Source organism: Nevskiales bacterium, from assembly GCA_035574475.1.
Taxonomy (GTDB): domain Bacteria; phylum Pseudomonadota; class Gammaproteobacteria; order Nevskiales; family DATLYR01; genus DATLYR01.
In genome coordinates, this window is record DATLYR010000179.1 from 1 (window position 1) to 7,855 (window position 7,855).

Annotated in this window: 8 protein-coding genes; 2 read left to right on the forward strand and 6 right to left on the reverse strand. The window is 67.9% G+C overall.

Going from position 1 to position 7,855, the window contains the following annotated elements; all coding sequences use genetic code 11:
* From VNJ47_10845 to VNJ47_10870, 6 genes are all read right to left on the reverse strand, one after another.
* A partial coding sequence (locus VNJ47_10845; GenBank protein ID HXG29329.1) for an enoyl-CoA hydratase-related protein occupies positions 1-614 on the reverse strand: 614 nt, incomplete at its 3' end.
* Positions 615-626: 12 nt separating this feature from the next.
* Entirely contained in the window at positions 627-1,391 is a 765-nt protein-coding gene (locus VNJ47_10850) for an SDR family NAD(P)-dependent oxidoreductase (protein HXG29330.1), read from the reverse strand.
* The gene (locus VNJ47_10855) at positions 1,388-1,864 is read right to left on the reverse strand and encodes a helix-turn-helix domain-containing protein (protein HXG29331.1); all 477 of its coding nucleotides are present in this window, start codon (positions 1,862-1,864) and stop codon (positions 1,388-1,390) included. The genes VNJ47_10850 and VNJ47_10855 overlap by 4 nt, the downstream gene beginning before the upstream one ends.
* A gap of 109 nt (positions 1,865-1,973) precedes the next feature.
* On the reverse strand, positions 1,974-2,729 hold the full coding sequence (locus VNJ47_10860; protein ID HXG29332.1) for an SDR family oxidoreductase: 756 nt from the start codon (positions 2,727-2,729) through the stop codon (positions 1,974-1,976).
* A gap of 156 nt (positions 2,730-2,885) precedes the next feature.
* Positions 2,886-3,755 carry an SDR family oxidoreductase gene (locus VNJ47_10865; protein HXG29333.1) on the reverse strand — a complete coding sequence of 290 codons (870 nt, stop codon included), beginning with the start codon at positions 3,753-3,755 and terminating at the stop codon, positions 2,886-2,888.
* Between the two features lie 13 nt (positions 3,756-3,768).
* Positions 3,769-5,826 carry a DUF1302 family protein gene (locus VNJ47_10870; protein HXG29334.1) on the reverse strand — a complete coding sequence of 686 codons (2,058 nt, stop codon included), beginning with the start codon at positions 5,824-5,826 and terminating at the stop codon, positions 3,769-3,771.
* Between the two features lie 196 nt (positions 5,827-6,022).
* Here VNJ47_10870 and VNJ47_10875 point away from each other — a divergent pair, with 196 nt between their 5' ends.
* On the forward strand, positions 6,023-7,075 hold the full coding sequence (locus VNJ47_10875; GenBank protein HXG29335.1) for an AraC family transcriptional regulator: 1,053 nt from the start codon (positions 6,023-6,025) through the stop codon (positions 7,073-7,075).
* Positions 7,072-7,683: a carboxymuconolactone decarboxylase family protein gene (locus tag VNJ47_10880; protein ID HXG29336.1), complete on the forward strand. Its 612-nt coding sequence runs from the start codon at positions 7,072-7,074 to the stop codon at positions 7,681-7,683. The genes VNJ47_10875 and VNJ47_10880 overlap by 4 nt, the downstream gene beginning before the upstream one ends.
* The last annotated feature ends 172 nt before the right edge of the window (positions 7,684-7,855 follow it).

Genomic DNA, 7,855 nt, shown 5'->3' on the forward strand with positions numbered 1-7,855 from the left:
GCATTCTGCGCGATGCGCTCGGCGATGCCGATGGCCGCCGCCAGCGCCTCGCCGGGCGGCACCACCTTCTGCACCAGGCCGATGCGATAGGCCTCGGCGGCGTCGAATTCGTCCGCGGTCAGCGTGTGCAGGTAGGCATTCTGCGTACCGACCGCCAGCGGCCAGCGCACGGTGCCACCGCCGAAGGGAAAGATCCCGCGCTTGATCTCGGACTGGGTGAAGCGTGCGCTGTCGGAGGCGACCGTGATCTGCCCGCACAGGATCAACTCGATGCCCAGCGTGTAGCATGGCCCTTCAACCGCGCTGACGATGGGCTTGCGGCACACGCGGCCGAAGGTCCCCCAGGGATTCACGCCGCCGCGCGGGATCATGCGCGGCGCAATGATCTCGCGCGGCAAGGCCTTTACGATCTTGTCCAGCTCCAGGCCGCTGGTGAAGTAGCGCCCCTCGGCCCACAGCACGCCGCAGCGCAGCTCGCGATCACGGTCCAGCAGCGTGTACGCAGCGGAAAGCTGCGCGATCATCTCCGGATCGAAGGCGTTGAGTTTCTCCGGGCGGTTGAGGCCGATCAGCAGCAGGTGGCCGCGGCGCTCGGTCAGTATCTTGTCGCTCATGGCTGCGTTTCCTCAGAAGTCTTCCTTGTAGGGGCGCAAATCGAGTTCGTGGGTCCAGGCCGAGCGCTGCTGCTGGTGCAGCTGCCAGTAGGCCTCGGCAATCGCATCCGGGTGCAGCGCGCCGTCCTCACCCTTGGCCATCAGGTAGGCCTTGCCCAGGCCGTAGCCGAACTTGCCGGCGCGCTCGCCGTCCACCACGCCGTCGATGACGACATGCGCGACGTGGATGCCCTTGGGCCCGAACTCGCGCGCCATGGCCTGGGCGTGGATGCGCAGGCCGGCCTTGGCCGCGGCGAAACCGCCGAACTTCGCACGCCCGCGCAGCGAGGCCGTCGCGCCGGTGAAGATCAGCGTGCCGCGCCCTTGCGGCAGCATGCGCCGGATGGCCTCCTGCCCGACCAGGAATCCGCCGAAGCAGCACACGCGCCACATCTGCTCGATGTATTCCGGCGTCATGTCGAGCAAGGACTTGGGCAGGTTGCGCTCCGAGGCGTTGAACACCACCAGCTCGGGCACGCTGCCATCGGCCGCGATGCGGTCGAACAGGCGCTTCACGTCCTCGGGCTGCGTGGCATCGGCCGTCACGGCGATGGCCTGGCCGCCGGCCTCGCGGAGTCCGGCCACCAGCGGCTGCAACTTGTCCGCGCTGCGGCCGGCGGCATAGACGTGCAACCCGCCCGCTGCGAAGCGGGCACAGAGCGCACCCCCGATGCCTTCGCGTGCGCCGGCGCCGACAACGACGGCGCAGCCCTTCGCGTCCTGGGTGGGTTCGTTCATGCCCGTCGTCTCCTGTGCGCCGCCGCCAGGCCCGGCCCCGGCTCCGGCGTCACATGGCGGATATCGATGGGTTCATGGCATTCCGAGCAGACCATGACCGGGCGCATGTGCTTGCCGCAGCCCTGGTGCCGGTAGCGCAGCGGCGGGCCGGCGCCCTGGTCCATCCAGGCATCGCCCCAGGCGGTGAGCGCCAGCAGCACCGGGTAGAGCGCCTTGCCCTTCTCGGTCAGGCGGTATTCGTGGCGCAGCGGCGCCTGCTGATAGGGCACGCGCGCGAGGATGCCTTCGGCCACCAGCCGCTTCAGCCGGCTGGCGAGCAGGTGGCGGGTGACGCCGAGGTTGGCCTGAAAATCCTCGAAGCGGCGCAGGCGCAGGAAGGCATTGCGCAGGATCAGCAGCGTCCAGCGGTCGCCGATGATGGCGGCCGTGCGCGCGATCGAGCAGGGCATTTCGCCGACCTCATCCCATTTCATGCACGGTGCCCGCAGCCTGGGGGGGATGGGGCAACTTTAGCATAGTTAGTTCCTTTTTAGAACTTATAGGTCGACAGCACCGGCACGGTGCCGGTGCTCGTCAGGGACCTTAGCCGAGGTAGGCCTGGCCGCCGTCCACGCCGATGCTCTGGCCGTTGATGTAACGGCACTCGTCCGAGCACAGCGAAGCAACGAACACCCCGATGTCCTGCTCGCAGTCGCCGATGCGACCCTGCGGCACGGTGGCAATGAAGGCGGCGGACTCGGCCGGGCGCTCGCGCGTCCACCAGGCCATCGCGGGCGAATTGGCCAGCGGCAATATCGCATTGGTGCGGATGCCGTCCCTGGCCCATTCGCAGGCGGCGGCGCGGGTGAGCTGGCGGATCGCCTCCTTGACCGAGGCATAGGCGCCGTAGCCGCTCATGTCCCAGCGCTTGGCGGCCGAGCTGCCGAAGTTGACGATGCAGCCGTCGCCCTTGAGGTGCGGGTAGCACAGCTTCATCAGGCGGAACGTGGCCAGCGGCCCGGATTCCCAGCCGGCGGCGTAGGCCTCGTCGGTGACGTCGTTGAGCGTGCCCAGCGGCACTTCCTGCGCGTTGTTGACCAGGATGTTGAGCCCGCCGAAGTGCTGGACGACGGCATCCACGCAGGCCTTGAGCGAAGTCGCATTCTTGACGTCGCACTCGAGCGCCAGCGCGCGGCCGCCGCGCCTTTCGATCTCCGCCGCGGTCGCCTCGACCTTGGCCAGCGTGCGCCCGGTCACCGCCACAGCGGCGCCCTCGGCCGCGAGTGCGAAGGCGATGCCCTGCCCCACGCCCTGCCCGGCGCCGGTCACCAGCGCGATCTTGTTGTTGAGCTTGCCCATCCGCCGTACTCCTGTGCTGAACCGGTGTTGCCGGCCAGTGTGGCGGCTGGCGCAGCGTTGCGCCTGATCCGCCTGCGGTAGGGCCCCGAGCAACGGCACAAGGCACTGGATTCCGGCTTTTGCCGGAATGACGAAAGCAATTAATTCAGAGGTTCCCTAGACATTGCGCGGGGCCTGCTGATTCGCCTTGGCGATGTCGTGCAAACGATTGTTGAGGAACTGCATGACCCATTCATAGGGCCAGGCAAACTTGCGCTGGATCCAGTAACCGAGCCGCACGTCGAAGGACGTGAAGATCATGTAGCGGCCGGCCTTCATGCCCTTGAGGATCAGCCGCGCGGCGTGCGCCGGCGTGGCCGCCTGCTTCTGGAAGCGCTTCTTCAGGCCGCGGAATTCAGGAGTGGCCGTGTCCACGCCGCGGATCTCGACCGTCTGCACCAGGCCGGTGTCCACGCCGCCCGGGCATACCAGGCTCACGCCGATGCCGTGCCGCTTCAGGTCGAAACGCAGCACCTCGGAAACCCCGCGCAGGCCGAACTTGCTCGCGCTGTAGGCCGCGTGCCAGGGCAGGCCGAACAGGCCGGCCGCCGACGACACGTTCACCAACCAGCCGCCGCGCCCGGCGCGGATCATCTCCGGTACGAAGCATTCGATGACGTGGATCGGCCCCATCAGGTTGATGTCCACGCAGCGCCGCCAGTCCTGGTGGTCGAGCTTCTCGACCGCGCCCCAGACCGAGATGCCGGCGATGTTCATCAGCACGTCCAGGCTGCCGAAGCCGGCATGGATGTCGCGCGCGAAACCGCGCACCGCCTCGTAGTCGGAAATGTCGAAGGCGCGTACCAGCCCCAGCTGCCCGCCGCGCTGGCGGATGCCGTCGGCGACCGCCTCCAGCCGGGCAGCATCGATGTCGGCCAGGAACAGCACGGCGCCCTCGGCCGCGGCCTGCTCGGCGACCGCACGGCCGATACCGCTGGCGGCGCCGGTGACGAGGCATTTCATGCCGTTGAGGCTGCGGATGCGCATGCGTAGATCCTTTTCAGAATGCGTAGGCGAAGTGGAAGGACAGGAAATCGCGGTCCGACAGCTTGTTGAGGTCGCGACCGCCGGCGAAGCCCTGGTAGAGGACCTGCGCGCCGAGCCTCTGGCTGAACTCGAAGCCGCCGCCGACGACAAACTGCCGGCGCCCCTCGACGAAGTTCTGCATCGGCGACACCGCCACACCCTTCACGTCGTGGAAATAGGCGAACAGCGGCCGGAATACCGGGATCCAGGGCAGCAGCTCGTTGTACTCGAAGCGCGACAGGATGCGGTAGCCCCAGGCGAAGTCGTCGGCGAAGCCGTCGGTCTGCTGGGTCGGCACGATGCGCCGTGAATCGGGCACGCCGCCGCTGCCGGTGCCATCCGCGCCCGGGCTGGCGTGGGTGGCATTGGCGCCGCCGCCGTCGAACTGCAGCTCGTCCAGGCCCGGCATGTCGATGACGTGCGTGAAACCGCCCTCCACCAGCAGCAGGATCTGGTCGGCGCCGAACGGGTTGGCGGTGCCCGACAGCACGCGGATGCCGGTCAGGCTCAGCTGGCCGACCTTCTGCCGCTCGTAGCCGCGGATGATGCTGTTGGGCTGGATGTCCGGATTGCCGCGGTAACGCGTCTCGAGGAAATCGGGCGCGGCGATGGCGGCGGTCGGCACCGTGGCCACGCCGGGGATGAGGAGCTCCTGGCGCGGGAACACCGGGTTGACGCCGGCGAACACCACGTCCTGCAGCTGCACCTGCACCGGCAGGTTGGGCCGGAAGGAATACTCGCCGGCCAGCGACCACAGCCCGAGGTTGGTGTTGAAGCTCATGCCGTACAGGTGGATGTCCTCGGGGTAGTCGAGGAACACCCGCAGCGTGTCCAGCGGCACCGGCTCGCGGCCCAGGCCGCTCATGTTGAGGCTGCCGTTGAAACCCTGGCAGTCCACGAAGGCCTCCGCGAAGTTGGTCGAATCACGCCAGCAGGACGCATCCGTCGAGATCACGCTGCCGTAGGGCAGGCGGCTGTGGTAGTTGAGGTAGTACAGCGCCCATTCGGTGCCGTTGAGCACCTCCGGCAGGAAGCCGCCCAGGCGCGCGCCGTACTGGCCGCCGTCACGCGGCGCGCCGAATTTCTCCGGCAGGACCGGCACCGACGACGAGCTGCTGCTGATCAGGCCAAGCGTGCCCTGGGGCGTACCGATGAACTGCGGGTCCTCGGGGAACTGGCCTTCCGCGATCACCGCGTAGTCGCCGCCGCCGGCGATGTCGCTGACGGACAGGAAGCTGCCAGCCGCCGCCGGGCGCACCGGCTCCCAGCGGTACTGGTAGATCAGGTCGATCGACAGGTTCTCCGCCAGGTCGGTGGACACGGTCGCCAGCCCCACCGGCTTGAAGATGTCACCGATCTCGATGCCGGGAAAATACAGCAGGTTCTGGTCCGGCGGGTTGATCTCGCCGATGCTGTTGAGCTGGATGGTGTTGGCCTCGCCCCAGCGGATGCGCTGCTCGCCGAGCGTCAGGTGGAAGGTCCGGTCGCGGATGGTCAGCGGGTAGGCGATATAGGCATCCATCAGGTCCCAGCGCTTGCCGATTTGTTTTTCCACGCGCCGGCTGCGCGGCGTCTCGGCCGGCTGGAAGCGGGTGTTGGGGTGCTGCTCGTCGAAGTCGGTGTTGACCGCATCGAAGATGCCCTGCCCGCGCAGGTGCAGCACCGCCTCGCGCCAGCGGAACTTGAGGTCGGTGGTCCACTTGGCGGTGCCGAACACCATATCGTGCTTGTCGTAATTGAGGTTGCCGTTGTCCATGTTGTGCGCGGCCAGCCCGCCCGGCGCATCCACCAGCCGCTGGTTGGGCTCGGTGTCGCCGCCGAAATCGCGGCAGTCGTCGCCGTCGCACAGGTTCGGGTTGAGGTTGAGCTTGCCGATCAGGTCGGGGTCGCGGTCTTCCATGCGCCAGGCGCCGCCGATGGTGACGCGGTTGAGCCAGGTCAGGCTGCCCTTTTCGCCGAACTCGAAGTCGGCGGCCGCGGCCGGCAAGCCAAAGCCCAGCAGGGCCAGTCCCACAGCAATGACGGATCGCAAAGGCGCCTCCCCCTTCGGCCCTGGCACGCGCCCTGCGCCTGCCATCCGATAAGCCCGCTTTTTCATGCCGCATGCTAGCGGCGGCGGCGCCGGTACCCCGTCTCCAAACAGGCCAGCGCCTGTACCCAATCGGGCCAGCGCTGACGCGCTGGCAGTTTTTGCGACATCATGGCGGCAACCCGACCGGCAGGCAGCGATGGCTCGTACCGCCGCAAAAGAAACCGCCCTCAAGTGGATATCGGCCCGTCACCTGCAGCACTTCATCGCGCAGGCCGAGACCGCGGGCGTGAATATCGACGACCTGCTCGACGAGGCCGGCGTGGTGCGTGAGCGCCTGCGCGACCCGGATTACCCGGTGCCGGTTTCCGCCATCGAACTGATGCTGGCCTCGGTCACCCGCCAGCGTGACGAACCCCTGCTGGGCCTGTACATGGCGCGCAACATCCAGCCCGCCGCACTGGGCCCGCTGGGCTACCTGGCGCAGACCTGCGCCAGCTTTGCCGACGTGCTCGACGTGATCACGCGCTACAGCGGCCTGCTCAGCAACATCGGCCGCACCTCGGTGCAGCACATCCCCGGCGGCGCGGAGGTGCGCTGGGACTGCCTGGCCGGCGGCCGGCTGTTCCGGCAGCAGGCGACGGAGTACGTGCTGGGCAGCTTCGTGGTCATGGGACGGCTGCTGATCCCGGGGCGCCAGGACCTGCCGGTCGCCGTCAGCTTCCCGCACCCGCGGCCGGCGTCAACCGAACTGGCGCGCGCGTACATCGCCTTCTTCAAGTGCCCGGTCTATTTCGACCGGCCTTACGCGGCGGTGACGCTGCCACTGCGCGCACTGCAGGCGCGCCTGCGGCACGGCGATGCCTTCATGAAGGACCTGCTCGAGCGCCACGCAGCCAACCTGCTGCGGCAGCGCGCGGCCGGCTCGAGCCTCGAAGACGAAGTGCGGCACCTGATCCGCGCGCTGATCGCGGACGGCGCGCCGGCCAAGGAAACCGTCGCCGCCCAGCTCGGCATGAGCGGGCGCAGCCTGCACCGCCGGCTGAAAGAGAGCAGGCACAGCTATCGCGAACTGCTCGATGAAGTACGGCTCGAGATCGCGATCCGCGACCTGCGTGACACCCGCGACGCGATCGCCGAAATCGCCGGCCGGCTGGGCTTCAGCACGCACCAGGCCTTCCTGCGCTGGTTCAAGCACAGCACCGGCAATACGCCGGGCGAATACCGTCAGCAAGAAACGGGGACCCCATGAGCGAGCTCATCCCGCCCGGCGGCTGGCGCCAGCCGCCACAGCCGCGCCTGCAGGCGCCACCACCGGCCGAGCGCGGCTGGCTGTTCCGGTTGGCATCGCATTTTTCGCGCCGGCTCGGCCGCGCCGACGTGCCGGACGTCATCACCGTGCTGCACCTGAACCCGCGCCTGTTCTGGGCCTGGCTGTTCTTCGCCTCGCGGCTGATGCCCTATGGCCGGCTGCCCGCGCGCGAGCGCGAGCTGGTCATCCTGCGCACGGCCTGGAACTGCCGCAGCCGCTACGAGTGGGGCCAGCATGTCGAGATCGGTTTGCGCTCCGGGGTGACGGATGATGAGGTTCTGCGAATCACCCAGGGACCGGATGCCTTCGCCGGCCGGCCGGAGCAGTGGCTGCTGTCGGCCTGCGACGAAATCTGCGCGCAGCAGTTCATCACTGACGCGACCTGGCAACACCTGGCGTCGCGCTACGACCGCAAGCGGCTGATCGAGATCCTGATGCTGGTCGGCCACTACATCATGATCGCGGCCTTCCTCAACAGCGCGGGGCTACTGCTGGAACCGCCGATCGAGGACAAGCTGCAGGCGCTACACGCGCGGATCAGGGCCTGATGGCGCGTTGAGGCGGGGTTTGTGGGGCGGGCTTATTGAACCTTGCATAAATAGTTGAAACTAATTCCACCGTAGGTGGTCTGATGCTGTGATAACTTGGAGGACAGCATGAGATCGAAACCCACGGCATCGGAGTTGCAGCGGCGGCGGATGAAGGCCGGCCGGCTGCTGT